The organism is Siminovitchia jepli, assembly GCF_047228825.1.
GTDB lineage: Bacteria > Bacillota > Bacilli > Bacillales > Bacillaceae_C > Siminovitchia.
The window spans coordinates 19811-44447 of record NZ_JBFEGN010000021.1; the positions used below are offsets into that span (position 1 = coordinate 19811).

Annotated in this window: 22 protein-coding genes, 1 pseudogene and 1 riboswitch; of the genes and pseudogenes, 20 read left to right on the forward strand and 3 right to left on the reverse strand. The window is 43.9% G+C overall.

Features of this window, described 5'->3' with window-relative positions; translation table 11 throughout:
* The first annotated feature begins 85 nt into the window (after positions 1-85).
* The 13 genes from zapA (at position 86) to AB1L08_RS09820 (ending at position 14910) form a co-directional block, all read left to right on the forward strand.
* Positions 86-346 (forward strand): cell division protein ZapA, encoded by a 261-nt coding sequence (gene zapA, locus AB1L08_RS09760; RefSeq protein ID WP_413064463.1) that lies wholly within the window; start codon positions 86-88, stop codon positions 344-346.
* Positions 347-352: 6 nt separating this feature from the next.
* Positions 353-895, forward strand: coding sequence for a CvpA family protein (locus tag AB1L08_RS09765; protein WP_413064464.1), 543 nt, complete (start codon positions 353-355; stop codon positions 893-895).
* A gap of 88 nt (positions 896-983) precedes the next feature.
* The gene (gene polX / locus AB1L08_RS09770; protein WP_413064484.1) at positions 984-2696 is read left to right on the forward strand and encodes a DNA polymerase/3'-5' exonuclease PolX; all 1713 of its coding nucleotides are present in this window, start codon (positions 984-986) and stop codon (positions 2694-2696) included.
* Between the two features lie 25 nt (positions 2697-2721).
* Positions 2722-5079, forward strand: a complete 2358-nt coding sequence (locus AB1L08_RS09775) for an endonuclease MutS2 (protein ID WP_413064465.1) — start codon at positions 2722-2724, stop codon at positions 5077-5079.
* A gap of 39 nt (positions 5080-5118) precedes the next feature.
* The gene (locus AB1L08_RS09780) at positions 5119-5526 is read left to right on the forward strand and encodes a DUF350 domain-containing protein (protein ID WP_413064466.1); all 408 of its coding nucleotides are present in this window, start codon (positions 5119-5121) and stop codon (positions 5524-5526) included.
* Positions 5527-5980: 454 nt separating this feature from the next.
* Positions 5981-7672, forward strand: a complete 1692-nt coding sequence (locus AB1L08_RS09785) for a long-chain-fatty-acid--CoA ligase (protein ID WP_413064467.1) — start codon at positions 5981-5983, stop codon at positions 7670-7672.
* A gap of 195 nt (positions 7673-7867) precedes the next feature.
* Positions 7868-8479 (forward strand): fatty acid metabolism transcriptional regulator FadR, encoded by a 612-nt coding sequence (gene fadR, locus AB1L08_RS09790; RefSeq protein ID WP_413064468.1) that lies wholly within the window; start codon positions 7868-7870, stop codon positions 8477-8479.
* A complete protein-coding gene (locus tag AB1L08_RS09795; protein ID WP_413064469.1) occupies positions 8479-9252 on the forward strand; it encodes an enoyl-CoA hydratase in 774 nt (257 codons plus the stop codon). Before fadR ends, AB1L08_RS09795 begins: the two co-directional genes overlap by 1 nt.
* Before the next feature lie 36 nt (positions 9253-9288).
* Positions 9289-10053 carry an electron transfer flavoprotein subunit beta/FixA family protein gene (locus AB1L08_RS09800; protein ID WP_413064470.1) on the forward strand — a complete coding sequence of 255 codons (765 nt, stop codon included), beginning with the start codon at positions 9289-9291 and terminating at the stop codon, positions 10051-10053.
* A gap of 40 nt (positions 10054-10093) precedes the next feature.
* Positions 10094-11074, forward strand: coding sequence for an electron transfer flavoprotein subunit alpha/FixB family protein (locus AB1L08_RS09805; RefSeq protein ID WP_413064471.1), 981 nt, complete (start codon positions 10094-10096; stop codon positions 11072-11074).
* 117 nt (positions 11075-11191) lie between these two features.
* Complete coding sequence (gene trxA, locus AB1L08_RS09810; RefSeq protein ID WP_413064472.1) at positions 11192-11506, forward strand: thioredoxin; 315 nt, start codon at positions 11192-11194, stop codon at positions 11504-11506.
* Between the two features lie 73 nt (positions 11507-11579).
* Positions 11580-13358 (forward strand): excinuclease ABC subunit UvrC, encoded by a 1779-nt coding sequence (gene uvrC / locus AB1L08_RS09815; RefSeq protein ID WP_413064473.1) that lies wholly within the window; start codon positions 11580-11582, stop codon positions 13356-13358.
* A 38-nt stretch (positions 13359-13396) separates the two neighbouring features.
* Positions 13397-13580: riboswitch (Lysine riboswitch) on the forward strand.
* 97 nt (positions 13581-13677) lie between these two features.
* A complete protein-coding gene (locus AB1L08_RS09820) occupies positions 13678-14910 on the forward strand; it encodes an aspartate kinase (RefSeq protein ID WP_413064474.1) in 1233 nt (410 codons plus the stop codon).
* 101 nt (positions 14911-15011) lie between these two features.
* Here AB1L08_RS09820 and AB1L08_RS09825 read toward each other — a convergent pair whose 3' ends face one another.
* The gene (locus AB1L08_RS09825) at positions 15012-15410 is read right to left on the reverse strand and encodes a YslB family protein (RefSeq protein ID WP_413064485.1); all 399 of its coding nucleotides are present in this window, start codon (positions 15408-15410) and stop codon (positions 15012-15014) included.
* Between the two features lie 299 nt (positions 15411-15709).
* Between AB1L08_RS09825 and AB1L08_RS09830 the strand changes: the two genes are divergently transcribed.
* The 6 genes from AB1L08_RS09830 to AB1L08_RS09855 all read left to right on the forward strand — a co-directional run bounded on the left by AB1L08_RS09830 (position 15710) and on the right by AB1L08_RS09855 (position 20078).
* On the forward strand, positions 15710-16321 hold the full coding sequence (locus AB1L08_RS09830; RefSeq protein WP_413064475.1) for a succinate dehydrogenase cytochrome b558 subunit: 612 nt from the start codon (positions 15710-15712) through the stop codon (positions 16319-16321).
* Between the two features lie 73 nt (positions 16322-16394).
* The gene (gene sdhA, locus AB1L08_RS09835; RefSeq protein WP_413064476.1) at positions 16395-18155 is read left to right on the forward strand and encodes a succinate dehydrogenase flavoprotein subunit; all 1761 of its coding nucleotides are present in this window, start codon (positions 16395-16397) and stop codon (positions 18153-18155) included.
* A 2-nt stretch (positions 18156-18157) separates the two neighbouring features.
* Positions 18158-18925, forward strand: a complete 768-nt coding sequence (gene sdhB / locus AB1L08_RS09840) for a succinate dehydrogenase iron-sulfur subunit (protein WP_413064477.1) — start codon at positions 18158-18160, stop codon at positions 18923-18925.
* A 70-nt stretch (positions 18926-18995) separates the two neighbouring features.
* The gene (locus AB1L08_RS09845; protein ID WP_413064478.1) at positions 18996-19445 is read left to right on the forward strand and encodes an acyl-CoA thioesterase; all 450 of its coding nucleotides are present in this window, start codon (positions 18996-18998) and stop codon (positions 19443-19445) included.
* 64 nt (positions 19446-19509) lie between these two features.
* The gene (locus AB1L08_RS09850; RefSeq protein ID WP_413064479.1) at positions 19510-19824 is read left to right on the forward strand and encodes a hypothetical protein; all 315 of its coding nucleotides are present in this window, start codon (positions 19510-19512) and stop codon (positions 19822-19824) included.
* Between the two features lie 29 nt (positions 19825-19853).
* The gene (locus tag AB1L08_RS09855) at positions 19854-20078 is read left to right on the forward strand and encodes a helix-turn-helix domain-containing protein (protein WP_077110157.1); all 225 of its coding nucleotides are present in this window, start codon (positions 19854-19856) and stop codon (positions 20076-20078) included.
* Between the two features lie 202 nt (positions 20079-20280).
* On the opposite strand, the gene AB1L08_RS09860 is transcribed toward AB1L08_RS09855, so the two are convergent.
* Positions 20281-20847 (reverse strand): hypothetical protein, encoded by a 567-nt coding sequence (locus AB1L08_RS09860; protein ID WP_413064480.1) that lies wholly within the window; start codon positions 20845-20847, stop codon positions 20281-20283.
* 45 nt (positions 20848-20892) lie between these two features.
* Positions 20893-22308, reverse strand: a pseudogene (locus tag AB1L08_RS09865) (PQQ-dependent sugar dehydrogenase).
* 695 nt (positions 22309-23003) lie between these two features.
* Between AB1L08_RS09865 and AB1L08_RS09870 the strand changes: the two are divergent.
* The gene (locus tag AB1L08_RS09870; protein ID WP_413064481.1) at positions 23004-23918 is read left to right on the forward strand and encodes a class I SAM-dependent methyltransferase; all 915 of its coding nucleotides are present in this window, start codon (positions 23004-23006) and stop codon (positions 23916-23918) included.
* The last annotated feature ends 719 nt before the right edge of the window (positions 23919-24637 follow it).

Consider the following 24637-nt stretch of genomic DNA (forward strand, 5'->3'; position numbering starts at 1 on the left):
ACAAATTTAGACATCTATTCCCATCTATTTTTATTCGTGATATGATAGGAAAGTAAGATTTTTTCAGGAAATGGAGGCATACCATTTGTCGGAAAACGAAAAAATCCGCACTCCAGTTACAATCTATGGCCAACATTATATCATTACGGGGACGGAAACGTCTGCACATGTAAAAAAAGTGGCCAAAATGGTTGATGAGAAGATGCATGAGATTCGCTCGGGAAATCCGAATCTTGATACGAGTAAATTGGCTGTATTAACGGCTGTAAACGCCGTTCATGATTATATTAAACTGCATGAGCGCTTCGAACATTTGGAAAAAGAGCTTGAGCGCCTAAAGGAATGAACTTGCATGTTGGATTTAGTGTTATTGTTTGTATTGGTGGCCGGGTTTTTTATCGGACTGCGCAGAGGATTTATCCTTCAGCTCATCCACATGGTGGGCTTTATCATATCTTTTATCGTCGCCTACATTTACTATGATGATTTGGCGCCGAAATTGAGGCTTTGGATTCCTTACCCTGGTTTCGATCCCGGGAAAACGGTAAAAACGGTGTTGGATGGAGTGGGTGCCGACGATGCGTTTTATCGGGCAATTGCCTTTATCATCATTTTCATTGCCGTTCGCATTATCCTGGGAATCATCGGTTCGGCCCTTGATTTTGTGGCAAGCTTTCCGATCTTAAAGACGCTGAATGTATGGGCAGGAGGCATTCTGGGATTTTTGGAAATCTATATTTTAATTTTCATCCTTTTATATATTGCCGCCTTATTGCCGATTGACAATGTCCAGGATGCGCTCAATCATTCCATTATGGCCAAAGGGATGATCCATTATACCCCTTTCCTTTCCGGCGAGGTCAAAAAAATGTGGATAGACTACATTCAAAGCTAACTTCTCTTAAGGAAAGGGAAGTTTTTCTTTTGTCTTTCCAATTTGCTACAATGGTAGGCAGGAGATTGGGGAACGGTTGGTGACAAACATGGAAATCAACAAAAAAGATGTGATTCGTTTATTGGAACAAATAGCTATGTATATGGAACTAAAAGGGGAAAACCCTTTTAAAACAGCCGCTTTCAGAAAAGCCGCTGCCGCACTGGAAGCAGATGACCGAAGCCTGTCTGAAATAACCGATTTTACGAAAATTCCGGGGATCGGAAAAGGAACGGCGGCTGTCATCGGGGAGTTTACCGATGACGGGGTTTCATCAGTCCTGCAACAGCTTCAGGAGGAAGTGCCGAAAGGCTTGATTCCGCTGCTGCAAATTCCGGGGCTGGGCGGAAAAACGATCGCAAGGCTTTATAAGGAACTGAATGTCACAGACGTGGAATCTCTAAAAGCAGTATGTGCTGCCGGAAAACTCAGGACGCTGAAAGGTTTTGGAAAAAAGACGGAAGAAAACATTAAAAACGCACTCGAACAAATGGGCAGGAAGCCCTCCCGCTTTCCGATTGCTTATATGCTTCCGTTAGCCGGGCAAATCGAATCCTTTTTAAAAGGCATTAAGCAAATTGAGCAATTTTCCCGGGCCGGCAGCTTGAGGCGCGTGTCGGAAACTATGAAGGATTTGGACTTTGTCATTGCGACAGAGCACCCCGGGGCCGTAAAAGAACAATTGCTTCAATTGGACGGGGAAGCTGCTGTGACCGGAGATACGAAGGTAACCATCGAATTGAATGCCTCTTTTGCAATCTCCGTGGACTTCCGGATTGTGAAGCCCGGCGAGTTTGCAACGGCTCTCCACCATTTTACGGGATCTGCCGAACATAATGTACGGATGCGTCAAATTGCCAAGGAACGGGGCGAAAAAATAAGCGAGTACGGAGTGGAAAATACAAAAACAGGCAAAGTGAAAACGTTTCAGAGTGAAAAAGATTTTTTCAGGCATTTTCAGTTACCCTGGATTCCTCCTGAAATCAGGGTCAATGGGAAAGAAATTGATGAATTTTCAGAAACAACGCAGTTGATCGAAACAGGCGATATAAAAGGCGATCTTCATATGCATACCACTTGGTCGGACGGCGCTTATTCGCTCGAAGAAATGGTGGAAGCATGCCGGAAAAAAGGATATGAATACATGGCCATTACCGACCATTCGCAATTTTTGCGGGTGGCAAACGGCTTGACTGCCGACCGGCTGAGAAAACAAAACGAAGCAATCAAAACATTAAATGAAAAATATGATGATATTGTGATTTTATCGGGAATTGAGATGGATATATTGCCGGATGGAAGGCTGGACTTTGATGACGGGCTCCTGTCTGAGCTTGATATCGTCATTGCCTCCATCCATTCAAGCTTTTCCCAGCCAATGGCAAAAATAATGGACCGTTTAACAAATGCCCTGCAAAATCCGCATGTGGATATCATTGCCCACCCGACAGGCCGGCTGATCGGCAGGCGGGACGGTTATGAAGTGGACATGGACATGCTGATCGACTTGGCCAAAGAAACGAATACGGCGCTTGAATTGAACGCCAACCCGGCAAGGCTTGATTTGGCATACAGCCATCTCCAAAAAGCCCAGGAAACAGGTGTGAACATCGTCATTAATACGGATGCGCATAACATCGGCAATTTGGATTATATGGATATTGGCGTATCATATGCGAAAAAAGGCTGGATCCACCCGGGCTCCGTTATAAACGCGTGGACAAAAGATAAGCTGCTTGCTTTTTTAAAACGCAACGACTAACAATGGGAGAGTGATGTTTGACCCCATGAATGATAAAATTTTAAACACATTGGAATTTGATAAAATTCTTTCCCGAATGGAACCTTTTGCCTCTTCAGAGCTCGGGGCCGAACAAATAAGGCAATTAAAACCTTCCACATCTTTTGAAGATATTGTCATGCTTCTGCAGGAAACCGATGAGGCATCTGCCGTTTTGCGGTTAAGGGGCCATGCCCCATTAAGCGGCATCCACGATATCAGGCCGCATTTAAAAAGGGTGAAAATCGGCGGAACATTGAACCCGGCGGAGCTTGTCCAGGTGGCGGATATGATACGGGCAGGGCGGACGGTGAAACGCTTTATGGAAGACCTGCTTGAAAATGAAGTTGAAATCCCCATTTTAGAAGAAAAGGTGGAGGGCATCGCAATTATGACCCCGCTTGAAAAAGCAATCCGGAATGCGATAGACGAAGGGGGCGGAGTGCTTGATTCCGCAAGCGATGCGCTCAGAAATATCCGGCAGCAAAAGCGGAGAAATGAAAACAAAATCAAGGAAAAGCTGGACAGCTTGATTCGCAGCCGGAATGCCCAAAAGATGCTTTCCGACGCTATTATTACGATCAGGAACGAACGCTACGTCATCCCGGTAAAGCAGGAATACCGGTCGAATTATCCCGGAATCGTCCACGATCAATCTTCTTCCGGGCAAACTTTGTTTATCGAACCGCAGGCTGTTGTGGACTTGAACAATGAACTGCGCGAGCTGTTATTAAGGGAAAACAGGGAAATTGAACGGATATTAATCGAGCTCTCCGGCAATGTGGAAGAATTTGCCTTGGAACTTCAAACCCTTGTTAACATCATGGGCTCCCTTGATTTTATTTTTGCAAAAGCGCGATTTGCAAGGGAAATGAAAGCAACGCGTCCGGATATAAACAAAAACGGCATCATCCGTCTTTACCGTGCCAGACATCCCCTTATTCCCGAAGATGAAGTTGTTCCAAACGATATATCTCTTGGCGGGGAGTATTCCACCATCGTGATCACAGGCCCGAACACCGGGGGAAAAACGATTACGCTGAAAACGGCCGGGCTTTTAACGTTAATGGCACAGGCAGGTCTGTTTATTCCTGTATCAGAGGGCTCGGAAACAGCCGTTTTTCAACAAATTTATGCCGATATCGGCGATGAGCAGTCGATTGAACAAAGCTTAAGTACGTTTTCATCACATATGGTCAACATCGTTGATATTTTGAAAAAGGCCGACCATGAAAGCCTCGTTCTTTTTGACGAACTGGGTGCCGGTACGGATCCGCAAGAAGGTTCTGCTCTTGCAATCTCCATCCTTGATGACGTATCTCATCGCGGGGCCCGGGTGATTGCAACGACCCATTATCCGGAACTGAAAGCATATGCCTATAACCGGGAAGGGGTTGTGAATGCCAGCGTTGAGTTCGATGTGGAATCTTTGCGTCCGACGTACAAACTGTTAATCGGTGTTCCCGGCAGGAGCAACGCCTTCGAAATATCGAAGCGGCTTGGCCTCTCCGACCGAATCATTGAATATGCAAAATCGCTGATGAACGCCGAAAGCAACGAAGTCGAAAGCATGATTGCTTCACTGGAAAAAAGCAGACATGAAGCAGAAAGAAAATATGAAGAAGCAAAGGCCTATTTAGAGCAGGCGGAAAAATTGCATCAGGATCTCGTGCAGCACATGTCCGATTTTCAAAAAAGAAAGCAGGAGCTGTATGAAAAAGCGGAGAAAAAAGCTGCTGAAGTCATTGAGAAAGCAAAAACTGAAGCGGAAATTGTCATAAAGGAACTCCGCCAAATGAGACTGGCAAGCGGAGCCGCCGTCAAGGAACATGAGCTCATTGAGGCAAGAAGAAGATTGGAAACAGCTGTCCCGCTGCCGGAAAATGATCACGAAACAGCCAGGGCCGGCAAGCAGGTACGCCCATTCGAGCCCGGGGACGAAGTGAAAATCGCCACCCTCAACCAGAAAGGCGTATTGCTGGAAAAAACCGGGGAACACGAGTGGCAAGTTCAGGCAGGCATCATGAAAATAAAAGTCGCGGAAAAAGACATGGAATTGATTCAATCCGAGCCAAAGAAAGAGCCGAAGCCGCTCGCTTCGATTAAAGGAAAAGACTACCATGTCGGAATTGAACTGGACATTCGCGGCGAGAGATATGAAGATGCCCTTCAAAAGGTCGAGAAATATTTGGATGACGCGCTTTTGGCCAATTATCCCCGTGTATCGATCATCCACGGGAAAGGAACCGGGGCCCTTCGTACGGGAGTGGCCGAATTTTTGAAACATCATCGTGCCGTGAAACGTATTAGATTGGGAGAGGCGGGAGAAGGCGGCAGCGGCGTAACCATTGTTGAATTTCAATGACGCTGCAACTCTCTCAAAACAAAAAAAGGGGCGATGATTTTGGGCTCGTTTTGGGAAAATAATTTTGTTCAAACAGCGGGTTACTATAGTGTTACGATTCTTTGCATGGTCGTGTTTCTTTTTGTATTTGAACTTGTAACGAAGTACAACAATTGGGAAGAGATCAAAAAAGGAAACGTGGCTGTGGCAATGGCTACCGGCGGAAAAATCTTTGGGATTGCCAACATCTTCAGACATTCCATACTTCACCATGATGGCCTGTTCGTCATGCTTGGCTGGGGAGTATATGGATTTTTGCTCCTGTTGGCAGGGTATTTTATATTTGAATTTTTAACGCCGAAATTTAAAATTGACGAAGAAATTGAACGGGATAATCGCGCTGTCGGCTTGATTTCAATGGTCATATCGATCGGATTGTCATTCGTCGTGGGCGCCGGCATTTACTAAGGAGGAAACGGTGGAAAAACTGGCTAAAGTATTATTTGTTGTTTGTGCAATCTTTGTAGTGGTCGGGATTATTTTTTTAATGCATATGTAAAACCGCTTTTTGCCGAAGCGGTTTTTTATATTTTGAGAATATAAAATCCCGGTTGTATAAATGGCCGGCTGTCATCGGCAAGTCTGTTGTATGTTTTCCGGTCGCCAACGGATTGATTTGGATGGTTACTCGAGGTTCATACGATCGAGTTTTGCGCTAATACGATCCGGGAACCATAAAATACGATCAAATTCTATTCCAGTCCTTCCAAAAAAGAACGCGTTAGCGCTTTTTTTGCTTTTTGCCTATGCGTGCTGATTTCATTCATAAAATAATTCGTTGTATGTACGAATTTATTGTAATATAATAAATGTAAATGTAAATGCAAATTTTCTTTTTATGCAAAAGGGGGATTGGATTTGTATGAAACCTTGGTTAAAGCTCTACCCTGACGAAATTCCGAAAACGCTCTCATATGAAGAGAAACCGGTCCAGCAATATTTGACTGAAACTGCACAACTTTACCCTGATAAAACGGCCATTCATTTTATGGGTAAAGAAATGTCCTACAAAGAAGTTTATGAAAGTTCCCTAAAAATGGCCAATTACCTGAAAGCGATCGGTGTGACAAAAGGTGATCGCGTTGCGATTATGCTTCCGAACTGCCCGCAGGGTGTCATCAGCTACTACGGCATTTTATACACTGGCGCCATCGTCGTGCAGACGAACCCGCTGTATACTGAGCGGGAATTGGAATACCAAATGAAAGATTCAGAAGCCGTTGCCATCATTGCCCTTGACGTGCTATATCCCAGGATTGCCAAAATCAAGAATGATACAAAACTGAAACATATTATTGTAACCGCTATCAAAGACTACTTGCCTTTTCCAAAAAATATGATTTATCCGTTCATCCAAAAAAAGCAAACCGGGATAGTTGTCAACGTTAAACACGAAGGCAACCAACACCTGTTTCAAAGGATTATGGCCGAATCAACCGGAAAGCCGGTGGAAACGGCATTTGATTTTGAAAACGACCTGGCACTCCTCCAGTATACGGGAGGCACTACCGGACATCCGAAGGGAGTCATGCTGACGCACAAAAATTTGATTGCCAATGCCACTGCATGTGATGCCTGGCTTTACAAAATGAAGAAAGGGAAAGAAAGCATTCTCGGCATCCTGCCATTCTTTCATGTATATGGAATGACGACAGTCCTCATTTTGGGCGTGATGCAAGCGTATAAAATCATTCTTTTGCCAAAATTTGATGTGGAAACGACTTTAAAAACAATTCACAAACAAAAGCCCACGCTTTTCCCGGGGGCGCCAACAATGTATATTGGGCTTTTAAATCATCCGGACATTAAAAAATATGACCTCTCCTCCATTGAGTCCTGTATTAGTGGGTCTGCCCCCCTTCCTGTGGAAGTGCAGGAAAAATTTGAGAAAATCACCGGAGGAAAGCTTGTAGAGGGATACGGCCTGACTGAAACATCCCCTGTAACCCATGCGAACTTTTTATGGGATCAGGAAAGGGTAAGAGGAAGCATCGGCGTGCCTTGGCCCGACACAGAAGCAGTGATCCTTTCCATGGAAACGGGCAGCCCGCTGCCGCCGGGTGAAGTCGGTGAGATTGCCGTTAAAGGCCCTCAAGTCATGAAGGGTTATTGGAACATGCCCGATGAAACGGAAAATACGTTTAAAGATGGCTGGTTATTAACCGGAGATCTTGGGTATATGGATGAAAAAGGCTACTTTTACGTCGTTGACCGGAAAAAAGACATGATCATTGCCGGCGGATTTAATATTTATCCGCGCGAGGTTGAAGAAGTGCTTTATGAACATCCCGCCGTTCAGGAAGTGGTTGTTGCCGGTGTTCCCGACCCTTACAGGGGTGAAACCGTGAAAGCTTATATCGTTTTGAAGGAAGGCCGGAAAGTAACAGAGAAGGAACTTGATGAATATTCGAGAAAGCATCTCGCCGCATACAAAGTTCCGAGAATCTATGAATTTCGGGACGAATTGCCCAAAACTGCCATAGGAAAGTTTTTGCGCCGCTTATTGGTGGATGAAGAAAGAAATAAATTGACACAGGATGAAAAACTTGGATAGACTCCTTCAGTTGACTTGTATGGATCCATACCTGAGAAAATGTTCTCTCAGTCGTTTGGTCAATGATTAAGTCCTTTGTTGGAGCCGGCTGGCTCTTTTCTTCTGCACAGTTTTGCTTGACAGATGAAAAATGAACCTTTAGGATAGAATTATGAATGAACAATCATTCATTTTACGGTGCAGAAGGTGAAACGTGTGAAAAGAAACAGACCAAAATATAAACAAATTATTGAGGCGGCTGTGGTGGTAATCGCCGAAAATGGTTACCATCAAGCCCAAATTTCGAAAATTGCCCGTCAGGCAGGCGTTGCGGATGGGACGATTTATCTTTACTTTAAAAACAAAGAAGATGTGCTTATTTCTGTTTTTAGAGAGAAAATGGGCATGTTTGTACAAAAAATAAATGAAGTGGCAGCAGGAAAAGAAACAGCGGCGGAGAAGTTATTAGTGATGATTCAAAACCACTTTCAGATTTTGTCTGAAGACCGTTACTTGGCAATCGTCACACAACTGGAATTACGGCAATCCAATAAGACGCTTCGCTTCAAAATTAACGAAGTGCTGAAAGAATATTTACAGGTTATCGATCATATCTTGACCGTCGGAAAAGAAAACGGGGAGTTTGCCGCTGACCTGGATATCCGGCTGGCAAGGCAAATGATCTTTGGCACAATGGACGAGACGGCCACAACGTGGGTTTTGAATGAGCATAAATATGATTTGGTTGAACTTGCCCCGAAGGTACATGAATTGATACTAAACGGGTGTAAATCAAAAAGCAGTGGATCACAAAGGGGGACTACATAATGGAGTTCGTCACTGTCGCCAAAGAAGGGAATGCAGCGTTTCTGAAGATGGAACGGCCGCCCGCAAATGCATTGTCCCGGCAAATGATGCAGGAGCTTGCCGGAGTGTTCGAAGAGCTCGAACATGATTCGCAAACGAGAGCAGTTCTTTTATATGGCGAGGGCCGCTTTTTTTCTGCCGGTGCCGATATAAAAGAATTCACAACAGTTGAAAGCGGCGCATCCTTTGCTGAACTTGCACGAAACGGGCAGGAGGTATTGGAGAAAATTGAGAACTTCCCCAAGCCTGTTATTGCCGCAATTCACGGTGCTGCACTTGGAGGAGGGCTGGAACTCGCCATGGCGTGCCATATCAGGCTCGTAAGTGAAAACGCCAAGCTCGGCTTGCCGGAGCTGAACCTGGGATTAATCCCGGGTTTCGCGGGAACCCAGCGGCTTCCGCGTTATGTGGGAACTGCAAAGGCAGCGGAAATGTTGTTTACGAGCGAGCCCATCTCGGGAATTGAAGCTGTTAAATGGGGACTTGCAAATCACGCCTATCCGGAAGTACAATTGTTGGAAAAAGCAAAAAGAATGGTGCACAGTATTGCACAAAAGAGCCCGCTCTCTTTAAGGGCTGCCATTGAGTTGCTTCATCATGGAAAAAGCGGGCAGTATGAGGAAGGATTAAAACTGGAAGCCAGGAGATTTGGCGAACTTTTCGATTCAAAAGACGGCCAGGAAGGCATTTCAGCATTTATTGGGAAAAGGGAACCCAAATTCACAGGCGAATAACAGCTTTTGATTTTGAAAGATTGGGAGGGTTATAGAATGAATATCTTTGTACTGATGAAAAGGACATTTGATACCGAAGAGAAAATTACAATTTCAAACGGCCAAATTGATGAAGAAGGTGCCGAGTTTATCATCAATCCGTATGATGAATATGCGATTGAGGAAGCGATTCGCGTCCGTGACGATCACGGCGGGGAAGTGACAGTCGTAACGGTTGGGGATGAAGAATCCGAAAAGCAATTGCGTACAGCCCTTGCCATGGGTGCGGATAAAGCGGCTTTGATTAACATCGAAGATGATTTGGACGAATATGACCAAGCTACCGTCGCGCAAATTTTGGGTGAATATTTGAAAGACAAGAAACCTGACCTTATTCTGGCCGGAAATGTTGCGATTGACGGAGGGTCCGGACAAGTTGGCCCCCGTGTTGCAGACATACTCGATATTCCATGTGTGACAACGATTACGAAACTTGAAATTGATGGCGAGAGCGTAAAAATTGTCCGTGATGTGGAAGGCGATTCCGAGATGATCGAAACATCCCTTCCTTTGCTCGTAACTGCCCAGCAAGGACTGAATGACCCGCGCTACCCTTCTTTGCCGGGAATCATGAAAGCCAAGAAAAAACCGCTTGAGGAACTGGAGCTGGATGATTTGGACCTTGATGAGGATGACGTTGAAGCCAAAACAAAAACGGTCGACATATTCCTTCCGCCGAAAAAAGAGGCAGGCCGCATTTTGGAAGGAGACATTCACGACCAGGTAAAAGAATTGGCAGGTTTGCTCAGCAAAGTGATTTAACTGATTTCGGATCCTATAGAGAAACAGGAGGTTATTGGTGATGGCAAAAAAAGTGTTGGTTCTTGGGGAATTGCGTGAAGGCATATTAAGAAATGTTTCATTTGAAGCCATTGCTGCCGGGAAAAAAATGGCCCCGGGCGGTGAGGTAACGGCTGTACTGATCGGCCACTCCGTTAAAGATCAAGCAAATGAACTTTTTCAATACGGTGCAGACCGGGTCGTAGCCATCGAAGACGAAAAGCTCGAACATTACACACCGGACGGATATTCCCAAGCCTTCATGGCAGTGGTAAATCAAGAAGAGCCGGATGGAATTGTTTTCGGCCATACGGCACTTGGAAAAGATTTATCCCCGAAAATAGCCAATAAGCTGAATGCCGGTTTAATATCAGATATAACGGCAATTGAGGAAGATAACGGTGAATGGGTGTTTACCCGCCCGATTTATTCGGGAAAGGCGTTTGAAAAAGTGGTGAGCAAGGAAGACCCGCTCATGATTACGATCCGCCCGAATAATATCGACAGTTTGGAAAAAGACCCTTCGAAAAACGGCGAGGCAGAATTTATTTCCGCGGAAATAAAAGATCTCCGTACAATTGTCAAGGAAGTTGTCACAAAAGCAAGCGATGGCGTCGATTTGTCGGAAGCAAAAGTGATCGTTGCGGGCGGACGGGGCGTAAAAAGTGCCGAAGGCTTTGAACCGCTGAAGGAATTGGCCGACGTGCTCGGCGGTGCTGTTGGCGCTTCCCGCGGCGCATGCGATGCAGATTACTGTGATTATTCGCTCCAAATCGGACAAACCGGCAAAGTGGTCACACCGGATTTGTATATTGCCTGCGGAATTTCGGGTGCCATTCAGCATATGGCGGGCATGTCAAACTCCAAAGTAATTGTTGCCATTAACAAAGACCCGGAAGCAACGATTTTCAGTGTGGCCGATTACGGCATCGTGGGAGACTTGTTCGAAGTCGTTCCTTTATTGACGGAAGAATTCAGGAAAATCAAGTCTGCATCCTCTTAAGAACGTGTGTAATCCCTCATGCTTCGGGTATACTAAAGGCAGGCAAAATGTTAGCACGTTTTGACGCCTGATGATATACTTGCGTTAGCTTCGGATAGTTTATTAGGAGGTAAAAAAATGGCGATTGTGAATGCAACTGATCAAAACTTTGCATCTGAAACCGGGAGCGGCGTCGTTCTTGTAGACTTTTGGGCACCATGGTGCGGGCCTTGTAAAATGATTGCTCCTGTTCTTGAAGAACTTGACGGTGAACTGGGAGACAAAGCAAAAATTGTCAAAGTAAATGTTGATGAAAACCAGGAAACTGCCAGCCAATACGGCGTGATGAGCATTCCGACTCTCTTTGTCATGAAGGATGGCGAAGTAGTGGATAAAACGGTCGGCTTCCAGCCGAAAGAAGCGCTGGCCGAATTAGTCAACAAACATTTGTAAACCCGAAGTGAAATCCGAGCAAACAAGCTCGGATTTTTTTCTGATTAAGTCTTGGCACCGGGAGGGATAGTAATTGAACAATACCATCAAACACAAGCTGGAAATTTTGCCTGATCTTCCCGGCTGTTACTTAATGAAAGACAGGCACGGAACCATTATATACGTAGGGAAGGCAAAAATTTTAAAAAACCGTATCCGCTCTTATTTTACAGGATCACACGATACGAAAACACAGCGCCTTGTATCCGAAATAGAAGACTTCGAATATATCGTGACATCATCCGATATTGAGGCGCTCATTTTGGAAATGAACTTAATCAAAAAGCATTCGCCCAAATACAATGTCCTCTTAAAAGATGATAAAAGCTATCCTTACATTAAACTGACAAATGAACGCCACCCGCAGCTGATCATTACACGGAAGGTAAAAAAGGATAAAGGCAAGTATTTTGGCCCCTATCCGAATGCGCAGGCAGCCAATGAAACGAAAAAATTGCTAGACCGCCTGTATCCGCTTCGGAAATGCCAGGCCCTTCCGGACAGGGTCTGCCTTTATTACCATTTGGGACAGTGCTTGGCGCCGTGTGTGAATGAAGTGTCCGGGGAAACCTACAAACAGCTGACAAATGAAATTACCCGTTTTTTAAACGGTGGTTATAAAACTGTAAAAAAAGAGCTGGAAAACAAAATGTATGAGGCTTCAAACAATCTTGAATTCGAACGGGCAAAAGAATATCGTGACCAAATAGCACATATTGAAGCGACAATGGAAAAGCAAACGATTATTTCTGCCGATTTTACCGATCGGGATGTATTTGGCTTTTGGATTGACAAAGGCTGGATGTGTGTACAGGTTTTTTTCATCAGACAAGGCAAATTAATCGAGAGGGATGTTTCCCTTTTTCCGGTTTACGCAGAGGAAGAAGAAGAATTTTTGACCTATCTCGGCCAGTTTTATTTGCAGGCGCAGCATTTTAAACCAAGAGAAATTCTTCTTCCCCAATCGGTCGATGAGAGGCTTGCCGAGCAGCTTGTCGGCACGAAAATTCTGAAGCCGAAACGGGGTCTAAAGAAAGATCTGGTGGAGCTGGCCCAAAAAAATGCCAAAATGGCGCTGCATGACAAATTTGCCCTCATTGAAAGGGATGAAGAGCGGACGATCGGCGCAGTTGAAAAACTGGGAAAAGCGATGGGGATTTATCCCCCTTATCGCATAGAAGCATTTGACAACTCCAATATTCAAGGGGCCGACCCGGTTTCCGCCCTCGTTGTCTTTATCAACGGAAGACCGGATAAAAAAGAATACCGCAAATACAAAATCAAGACGGTTGAAGGGCCGGACGATTATGAATCGATGCGCGAAGTCGTCCGCCGCAGGTATACGAGGGTGTTAAAGGACAACCTGCCCTTGCCGGATTTGATCCTTATTGACGGGGGCAAGGGGCAGATCGAGGCGGCAAAAGACATATTAATCAATGAATTGGGACTGGAGATTCCTGTTGCGGGACTTGCGAAAGATGAAAAACACCGGACTTCCGAGCTTTTGTTCGGGGATCCGCTGAAAGTGGTGGAATTGGGCCGCAACAGCCCGGAATTTTATTTGCTCCAGCGGATTCAGGATGAGGTTCATCGGTTTGCCATTACTTTTCACCGGCAGCTAAGAGGGAAAAGTGCCTTTCAATCCGCATTGGATGAAGTGCCGGGTGTAGGACCCGCCCGGAAAAAGCTCCTTCTCCGCCATTTCGGCTCACTGAAAAAAATGAAAGAAGCATCGCTGGAAGACTTTGCGAACATCGGCATTCCGCGGCCTGTTGCCGAAAAATTGAAAGAAAAAATTGAAGAGCAAAGTTGAATGTTTCCGTTTTGCATGCTATAATGAGTCAAATTCAACAAACTGATAGAGGCGCGAACCTTAAAGAGTAGTCATTCAGAGAAGCATGGGCTTCGAGGAGGAATGGTGAAAGGGAAGGATCGCCGAAGTGAAAATAACCCCATGATTATTTTCGCTGGTTCTGTATTGAATAAATGCAGGATTGTCAGCATGATCAGTTCATGCTGGAGGGCTATCTCACGTTGTGACGTTCGATATGATGTATAATCGTGTATCACAAGCAATGAGATTGGCTTCTCATTGCTTTTTTTATTATTGAGTAAAGAAAGAAGGCATGCAAATGGAAACAATCGTCATCAAGTTTGGCGGCTCATCATTAAGTACGACAGATAAAATCAAGCAGGCGGCAAAACGGATTATCGATATTAAGAAAAATGGAAAAAACGTCGTCGCCGTTGTATCTGCAATGGGAAAAACGACTGACCAGCTGCTGGAGCTGGCCAGCCAAATTACAGACAACCCGGCCAAGCGTGAAATGGACATGCTTTTGACAACTGGCGAACAAGTATCGATCTCTTTGCTGACGATGGCGCTGACTGAAATGGGAGAGGAGGCCGTTTCTCTGACAGGCTGGCAGGCCGGCATCGTGACAGAAAAAGTCCACAGCAATGCAAGAATAGTAGATGTAAAAACGGCTTATCTTGAAGAAATTCTTGGTCAAGGAAAAATTGCTGTAGCAGCCGGCTTTCAGGGTGTAACCGAAGACGGTGAAATTACTACCCTTGGAAGAGGCGGATCCGATACAACAGCGGTGGCGCTTGCTGCAGCCCTTGGTGCCGAGCGCTGTTCAATATGCACGGACGTAACCGGCGTATTCACTTCAGATCCCCGCTGCGTACCGCAAGCACGCAAGCTTTCATCCATTTCATACGATGAAATGCTGGAATTGGCCAATTTGGGCGCAGGTGTTTTACATCCGCGGGCGGTTGAATTTGCCAAAAATCATCACGTCAGCCTGGAAGTCCGCTCCAGCACGGAACATGAAGAAGGAACTGTGATTGAGGAGGAAGTATCGATGGAAAAAAATCTCATTGTTCGCGGAGTCGCTTTTGAAGATCAAATTACAAGAATGACCGTTTTTGGATTAAAAAATGAAATTGCCGGACTGCCGGCCATCTTTTCTACATTGGCAGCCAATCATATTGATGTCGATATCATTATTCAAAGCCAAATTGAAGGCGGCAAAACAAATTTGTCTTTTTCCATTAAAAACAAAGACCGCCGGGAAGCAGTTAGTGTATTGGAAAAAGAAAAGGATGCGATCGGGTTTGACCATATTGAGTGCGAGACGGGCCTGGCCAAGGTTTCCATCGTAGGCTCGGGCATGGTATCCAATCCGGGGGTAGCCGCCAAAATGTTTCAGGTGCTTGCAGATAAAAACATTCAAATCAAAATGGTCAGCACATCTGAAATCAAAGTGTCTGCCGTTGTTGATTCCGTTCATATGACAGAAGCTGCACAAAGTTTGCATGACGCATTTGAGCTGGGGCTTTTGCAGCCGGTGGAAAAATAAAATACAGGAAAGAAGCCTGCTTCCAAAAACAAAAGCAGGCTATTCTTTCGAATGTCGGGAACCCTATAAATAAGATGGGTTCATTTCAGCGCAGTACACGTTCAGGAGCCCAGGGGATCTTTTTCATCCCAGCGGACGGTTATCATTACTTTTAATTGTTTTTTGTTGATCTCTTCAAATGCCTCCGCCACTGCCTGTTTCAGCGTCTGCACTTGTTCGGCGATAAATCCCGATTCCAGGCGGAAGCATGGTTGTGAGTTCATTTGCAGCCGCCTTTGAACGATACTGCCGCTCAATTCAAGCTTGTATTCGTTTCTTTTTTCATGAACGATTCGCAAATGGCCCCATCCAGCTTCAGAAAAAAACGCCAAGGCTTCATCAATCGATAAAAGGGGAAACTTTCTGGCCAGGCTTTTCCCCGCCCAATAAGAAATTTCAAAAATATCATCGCCAAGTAAATCCGGAATGAGGACATCTCTTAGCAGTTCATAGGCAAACATGGGCACTTCCTTTGGACCTTTTTCCCCTTCAGTAATATGTTTTTTTTTGGTTAGAGATTCCACAATTCATTCCCCTCTCTTTGCTTGGTTCTATTATAAACGATTTTTAATTTCTGTAGGGAAAATATATGACAAGGGGAAGGGCTATTCAATTATGGATTCCCTTGCCTTGACGAGGCATCAACAGGGGAGTAGAATGTTATATGGTTACATAATCGTTACAAAAATTTGTGTTATTCGACATCCGCATTTTGTAATGACTGTCAGAGTACGCTAAAAGTATTAAGGGAGGGTAAATTGTGGCAGGAAAAAATGAGTTTTATTGGCGCAGGCTGCATTCTTTGCTAGGAGTGATTCCAGTCGGGGTCTTTTTGGTGCAACACTTATTCATCAACCATTTCGCTACTTTGGGAGAAGATGCATATAACAGGGCAGCAGGTTTTGTCGGAAATCTTCCATTTATCATTATCTTGGAATTCGTCATTATTTACATACCGCTGCTGTTTCATGCCATTCTCGGGATTTACATCGCTTTCACAGCAGACAACAATCCAGTGAGGCTGAGCTATTTCAGAAACTGGATGTTCACGCTCCAAAGAATATCGGGTATCATTTTATTATTTTTTATTGCTTGGCACGTATACGAAACCCGTATCCAGGCTGCTTTAGGGGCAGAAGTGGACTTCCAGATGATGGAGGACATTTTGTCCAATCCTATCATGCTCATCATTTATATTATTGGAATTTTGTCTGCGACTTTCCATTTATCCAACGGACTATGGTCCTTCCTTGTTCGGTGGGGCATCACCCAGTCACCGCGTTCCCAATACATTTCAACTTGGGTGATGGGGGTATTTTTCGTGATTCTTTCGATTATTGGAGTCCGCGCGGCGTTAGCCTTTGTTTTGTAATGAACTGATTTTTTTATTTATGGATAGCGGATATCGAAACAACAAGTAGGAAAAAAGGAGTGTAAACCACACGATGAGCAAGGGTAAAATTATCGTTGTCGGCGGTGGATTGGCCGGCTTGATGGCAACCATAAAAATTGCAGAACAAGGACATCCCGTGGATTTATTTTCGCTTGTACCCGTAAAACGGTCACACTCGGTGTGTGCCCAAGGCGGAATTAACGGGGCCGTAAATACGAAAGGGGAAGGGGATTCCCCATGGATCCATTTTGATGATACAGTTTACGGCGGAGACTTCCTGGCAAACCAGCCGCCTGTAAAGGCAATGTGTGAAGCCGCTCCCGGCATCATCAACCTGCTTGACAGAATGGGCGTCATGTTTAACAGAACGCCTGAAGGGTTGCTCGATTTCCGGCGTTTTGGCGGGACACAGCACCACAGAACGGCATTTGCGGGCGCTACGACAGGCCAGCAGCTGTTATACGCACTTGATGAGCAAGTTCGCCGCCATGAAGTTGCCGGTCTTGTCAACAAATTTGAAGGCTGGGATTTCCTTGGCATTGTCCAGGATGATGCAGGCGTTTGCCGCGGAATTGTTGCCCAAAATTTGACGACAATGGAAATTCAATCATTCCCTGCCGATGCTGTCATCATGGCGACTGGCGGACCGGGAATCATCTTTGGAAAATCCACGAACTCCGTCATTAACACCGGCTCTGCCGCATCCATTGTATATCAGCAAGGTGCTGCCTATGCCAACGGAGAATTCATTCAAATCCATCCGACTGCCATTCCCGGTGATGACAAGCTCCGCTTAATGAGTGAATCTGCCCGTGGTGAAGGCGGCCGTGTCTGGACTTATAAAGACGGAAAACCTTGGTATTTCCTCGAGGAAAAATATCCGGCATACGGGAACCTTGTTCCGCGTGATATCGCTACGCGGGAAATTTTCCATGTATGCGTAGACTTAAAACTCGGCATTAACGGAGAAAACATGGTTTACCTGGATTTATCCCATAAAGATCCCCATGAGCTTGATGTCAAGCTTGGCGGTATCATTGAAATTTACGAAAAATTTACGGGTGATGATCCGCGTAAAGTACCAATGAAAATCTTCCCTGCTGTTCATTATTCCATGGGCGGCCTGTGGGTTGACTATGAACAACATACAAATATTGAAGGATTGTTCGCAGCCGGAGAATGCGACTATTCGCAGCACGGAGCGAACCGCCTGGGTGCAAACTCCTTGTTGTCAGCCATATACGGCGGTATGGTCGCAGGCCCTGAGGCATTGAAATATGTAAATGGCCTGGACAAAACAGCAGAAGACTTATCTTCTACTCTATTTGATTCAGCTGTTAAAAAAGAAGATGATAAATGGTCTGAAATCATGTCGCTTGACGGTACGGAAAATGCCTATGTCCTTCATAAAGAACTTGGCGAGTGGATGACAGATAATGTAACGGTCGTCCGTTACAATAAAAACCTAAAAGAAACAGACGATAAAATTCTTGAATTAATGGAACGTTGGAAAAACATCAACATCAATGATACAGCCAAATGGAGCAACCAAGGGGCACTCTTTACAAGACAGCTTTGGAACATGATGCAGCTTGCACGCGTTATTACGCTCGGAGCTTTAAACCGCAACGAAAGCCGCGGAGCGCACTACAAGCCCGAGTTCCCTGACCGCAACGATGAAGAGTGGTTGAAAACGACAATGGCGACGTACAACCCGAGCAAAAACGAGCCTGAATTCAGCTACGAAGACGTAGATGTTTCATTAATCCAGCCTCGGAAACGCGACTATACTAAAAAGAAAGAGGAGAACTAGGGATGAGTGAAAACAAAACAGTTACTTTTATCATAACTCGTCAAGATCATCCTGACTCGCCGCCCTATAAAGAGGAGTTTAAACTGCCATATAGACCCAATATGAACGTCATCTCGGCTTTGATGGAAATTCGCCGGAATCCGGTAAATGCAAAAGGGGAAAAAACAACACCTGTTGCCTGGGACATGAACTGCCTGGAAGAAGTGTGCGGCGCCTGCTCCATGAGAATCAATGGAAAACCGCGCCAATCGTGTACGGCACTCGTTGATCAATTGGAACAGCCGATCCGCTTGGAACCGATGGATACGTTCCCGGTAGTACGCGACTTGGTCATTGACCGCAGCAGAATGTTTGATTCATTGAAACGCATCAAAGCATGGATTCCCATTGACGGCACCTATGACCTCGGACCGGGCCCGCGGATGCCGGAAAGAACACGCCAATGGGCATATGAGCTTTCCAAATGCATGACTTGCGGTGTTTGCCTGGAGGCATGCCCGAACGTGAACAGCAAATCCGACTTCATCGGTCCAGCACTCCTTTCACTCCCGCGTCTTTACAATGCCCACCCAACGGGGGCCATGAACAAAGACGAACGTTTGGAAGCATTGATGGGAGATGGCGGAATCAGCGGCTGCGGCAACTCGCAAAACTGTGTGCAAGTCTGCCCTAAAGGTATTCCATTGACCACTTCCATCGCTGCAATGAACCGTGCAACCAACATTCAAATGTTTAAAAACTTCTTCGGAAGCGACCATATGGTGGATTAAGGAAGAAGGTAAATTTCAGCAACAGCAGTTTCCCCATGTGGAAACTGCTGTTTTTTAAAGGAGAAAAGTGATGTCCCGAATAAATTATATTTATCATTTTAATGAGTGGAAAAATGAATTTTCTTTTTACCAGGAAGTGAAGGTCCGCTTTTCCGAAACGGATATGTTCGGCCATTTAAACAACACAGTTCCATTTGTTTATTTTGAGCAGGCCCGTATTGCTTTTTTCAAGGAAAAAGGGTTTATGCAGGAGTGGGTGCAGAAAGAACATGAAACGATGCCGGTTGTCGCTGATCTGCAATGTGATTTCATGGCCCAAGTTTATTTTGATGAACTGTTGAAAATATATGTGAAAGTAAATGAAATCGGAAATTCTTCTGTTGATCTCCACTACCTTGGAACACGTGAAGACGGTTCCCCATGTTTTACGGGAAGGGGCGCCATGGTGCAAGTTTCCAGAAAGACAGGAAAAAGTGTTCCGTGGACGGACGAAATGAAGAATAAATTGATGTCTTCATAAAAGCCGAAAATATGCATGAAACGAATGAACTCCCGGATTCATATTCTTATAAAGGAAGTTGACAATGAAGAGAATCGCCTTGTTCGCTCTCCCGATTGGGATAATCGTTTATTTTCTGTCAATGTGGTGGCTCAACAAGTATTACACGGACATTGAGCCCAATATCCGCACATATCTTGGCATAGGAGCTGCCCTGTTATCCGCTATTATTTCATTTTTTCTGTTTAAAGAAGATGCAGAGAACATTCATCCCGGGAATAAGCGCGGAAAAAAGTGCTTGTTCGCCTATTTATCCTTTTCTTGCCTTCAACATGTCACTCACATTATTTTATTCACATATGATGTGGTGACAAGTAAAATACCCATCCCCACGGTTTAAGCTGGCGAAGGCAAGGAGGGTTACAATAGTTGAAGGAGAACGATTTCACTCATAAACCACTGCTCACGAAAAGAGAAAAAGAAGTTTTCGAGCTGTTAGTTCAGGATAAGACCACAAAGGAAATCGCAAGCGAACTGTTTATCAGTGAAAAAACGGTTCGGAATCATATATCCAATGCCATGCAAAAGCTAGGAGTCAAGGGGCGTTCTCAAGCTGTCGTTGAACTACTGCGCATGGGGGAACTAAAGCTTTAATAACCAAAACCGGCTGTCCGTATGGGGGCCGGTTTTGTGCGTCCTGTCACTCCCGAAATATGTCGAATGCGTTGTGCGTGCCTGTGGTCAAGCCCCCGAAATATGTCGAATGAGACTTTTTGACGCTGCCTGATTAAGGTTAGTCGAAACGTATGGGGAAGCGCATTTTTTCTTATTCGGGCAACGGCCTAATTTTGCTTCCCTATATTTTCCCCATCAATTTATACCATTTCTTAAAGATAATCCTGCTTATTTCAACCCATCCCCAGCTAAATATAAAAGAAAAAATGTAAATAAAACCTATAACCCTTAAGGTAGGAGATGTACTTGTGAAAGGTCCTAAAACAGGAAAACGGACAATATATAAAAGGAAACAAATACCGCACCACAATAAGAAAGAGGTAAAAATGATGATGCCGATTCGTCTTTTTAAAATGGGAATCGCTATCCCGATCCCTAATCCTACAAGCCCTGTTGTAAACGTGAAAACAAAAAATTCACCAGGCTGGATAAAAATGAGTAATAGAACTGTTAAAATGTAACTTTGAAGACCCAAGGGAATAGATACCAAGGTACAAATCAAAATAGGGGCAGTGGCAAAAGGACTAATGAAGTACCCGACACCGGGCAGCAGGTTTCCGGTTGACTGCAGGGTAGCCGCAAGTGCTGAAAGAAGGGCGGTTAATACGAGCTTTTTAGAATAAGAAAGCGATTTAAAATATTGGTGAAGCTTGTATGGTTCATGTGATAAAATGCTAAACCAATACATTAGTTGTTTCTCCTTTTCATACATAACTTTTTTGTATGTCCATCTTTATGAATCCGGAACAATTTCAAAAACAGTACCCTGGTTAAAATCAGTCACCTTCATTGAGCCATAAACTCCCAAATATAGCCTGGTTTGATCCAGATTCGTTCCAATATTAACGTAGTAAGCCGATTGAGACCCAAAATGATCATCGGTTTTAATTACGTTAAAGTCGCTTAGCTTACAATCTGTTCTTACCCTGGCAAAAGCTAAAACCCCTCTTGCCGGAGATTGAGATTCTTCATGCCGCGCAAGATCGGTAAACACAACGCTTCCTGTTAAACCGGGGATTCCATTCCCCATATAGGCTTGCACCCCAGTAAGTGCTGTTCCTCCAAACTTTTGGGTTCGGGGATCTTTGTGATAATAAGTAGTTAAGGGCTGGAGACGCTTTGTTGATGTTTTTACTGCTTCATTGTAATAAGCAATTGTTTTCTCATCCAGAGTCGGATTTGCAGAGCAGCCCATTATAATTGAAGTAGGAAAAGCACCTTCCCATCCCCGCCAGCCAAGGTTAATCAATTCTTCTTGGTCCGTTTCAATGTTTCTTAAAGAAGCTGGAATAAGCTGGGGAACCGGTATTGGTTTATAATAAACGAATGAAAAAATCGACTCTGCCAAATCCTGTCCGACATTTCCCACATATTTGATATACTGATGATAAAACCTTTGGAATGAAATGCCTGGTATATTGCGAACCCCTTTGGCAATGACCGTAAGCGTTTCCTGAATAGGTACGGGAAGTTCATTAAAACGTGTGACTACGGGTGGATGATCGATAAATGTATTCCTACCTACATCAATTTCAATGATTTTACCAGCGATTTCCATATCATCCTAGGCTAAATTAAATGGATCATAGCCTGCCCCACCGTCTCCGGTTGTTAAAACAAGTTTTCCGGTTTCAGGTGAAAAGTTTAAGCTATTGACACCATTATGATTAAAAAATGGTCTTCTTAAGTTAAGTAATGTCCGTCGTTTTTGAAGTTGTCCATTCGATTGTAAAACCCATTCTTCAACTGTATCGATATGATCATATTGGGTTTCTCTATTAGTCCATCTTAGGTTTAAAGTTTTGGGATCACACGGGTTGGGCATAAAAGGTTCGGGAAGAGCACCCGGACCTTGTGTTCCAGCTACCGAATAATGAAGATAAAACAGACCGTTAAAATAAAATTCTGGATGAAACGCCAGCCCCAGCAATCCCCGCTCATCATATCCACCACCAGAAGCACCCAGCTTTATGATTCGCGCACCGATATCTAAAAAAGTCCTTAAACCTGAGTTTCCTATGTAAAAGATCTCTCCTGTCTGAGTTGCAATAAATAATCTTTCAATTGAGTCACCCGGAAGGATAGCTGTTTTCAAAACAGTGGGCAAATTTATTTTACTTACAATGGGCCGTAAACGAACCTTTATCAACTAACTTTACACTCCTTCTTATTGTTTTCTTTTTTCCTGCATTAACTGGCAGTAAGCCCCCATCTCTAAGCTAGAGGAAATCCAAAGAAGCGAAGGCGGGGGATAACTGCCAGTAAAAGCCCGATAAGTTTTGCTAACAATCAGTGGGCGATTAGAGGATCGCAGTTGTGGCAACGCCTGCATGATCCACATCCTGTGGGCCTAACCTTCACTGATTGAAGTCTCACTTTATAAGAATATGATGAGAATGGTTCTGTTAGTACCAAATAAGGGCACTATCGGACGCTATCAAGAGCTCTTCTCTTCTTGATGAATCCGGCCATAATGGCAGGTACAATATTGAAAGGCCTCCAGAAACACCAAGGGCACTGGATTAAATAGTATGCTAAATTACGGTTTTCTTCATATTTTGGCAGGAAAATGGATGTTTTATTAAAAAAGATATTTTCATAACTACAGTGGCCATCAAGCCGAAAAAAGACGCTGCAACAATAGAGGTTCCAGTAGGGGTGTTCGGATCTCATTGATTGTAGCTTGATGTACCAGCCTTTGCTATCGACCTCGATGCTGCGCACAATGCGTTTTTCTTGAGAAAATAATTTATTTATGCTATAATTTACAATTTTAAAATGATAGTTTAAAATAGGGTTCCCTGGCCAGGGAATTCTATTTTTTTAAAGAGGGAGTGTCTTTGGATGAAAAACGGCAGATCCAGTTTGACTTCACTCATTTCAGCTTTCGGGAGAGCTTATCACAGTGAATTTGACACACCAAAAATTTTTGATGACAATATCGCCAAAAAATTGATTTCACAAATAGAATATCATGATATCGAAAAGAATATGGTTCAAGGCATACAATTTTTCAACGAGGAAATTGCGGAAAAATATAAAGATCATCCTGAGGAAATATTAAAATGGATTACACAAGTTCAGCTATCACCGACGCCTTTGGCGCGTGCGGCGTATTGCGAAAAAGTATTAAGCAATGAAATAAGACTGGGGGCAAAACAATATGTCATACTCGGTGCCGGTTTAGATACGTATGCTTTTCGGCATCCTGAATTGGAAAACACCTTGCAAATATTTGAAATTGATCATCCGCCAACGCAGGAGTATAAAAAGAAAAAATTGGATGAAACTGATTTAATCATACCGGGTAACCTTCATTTTATCCCAATGGATTTCACGAAAACATTTTCCTGGGAAAAAGTGATAGAGGAAGGATTTGACTATAAAAAAACATTTTTTAGCTTGCTGGGCGTTTCTTATTATTTAACGAAAGACGAACTTTCAAGCTTGCTCGATCAGTTATTTGGCGAAGTTCCAACCGGGAGCTCGATCGTCTTCGACTATGCTGACGAAAGACTTTTTAAAGAGAAAGGATTTTCAAGCAGAGTAGAAAATATGGTAAAAATGGCTGCAGCAGGCGGAGAACCAATGAAATCTTGTTTTTCTTACACCGAAATGGAGAAGTTGTTGGAAAGATCAGGCTTGCTCATATATGAACATTTATCACCGGCTAATATTCATGAGCTTTATTTCACCAATCGTAATGATTATTTGACGGCATTTGAAACAATTCATTATATTCATGCTGTGAAAAAGTAATAAAATAAGTTGAAGCATCTGAACAAGACCATGAGCCATAACCATGGTCTTGTTCAGAATTTCAGACGGTACCTGATGGCATTGGTTGAACGTTGCAAGTCATTTAAAGGGATGTAATGTTTTCTATATCGGAATTTAAAGATTTGATTGAACAGCAGTTATCCCATAATCGAAAAATGAGCCTGTTTTACGAGATTGCAAACCGACGGCTCGTATTAAGCCCCTCATACGAAACTGTTGCACTCTTCAAAAAAAGAACTGGCGACATCGCAAATTTATACAATCAATACATGTAAATGGTCATGCTCAACAAACGATTGAATACCTCTCGGATCAAACAATTCAAAATTATAAAGCATGCTTTATTACCGTCAGTAAACAGCTATTATACTATGTGTCATAAAGCATGCTTTATAAACCATTAAGATCCATCTCTACTTTCGAAACCAAGCTTAATACAGATCTTGGCGAAATGTACCAAAGATTCAATGAGATAGTCGTATTCGAGCATCGTTATGCTTCTTCAATATAGTCATCATTTAGGTGCCTTCGGTACAGCCATTTTTCAAGCAAAGAGTTCAATCTCTGGCGGAGCCAGTACAATTTTTTGGGGATTTGCCATTTTAAACATTTATGCTATAATAGGGTCTACTGAATAACAAAAAAATGTTGTTTTAACAAGGTTTTTTACCTTTTTTGTCGAAGTTATATGCAAGGGT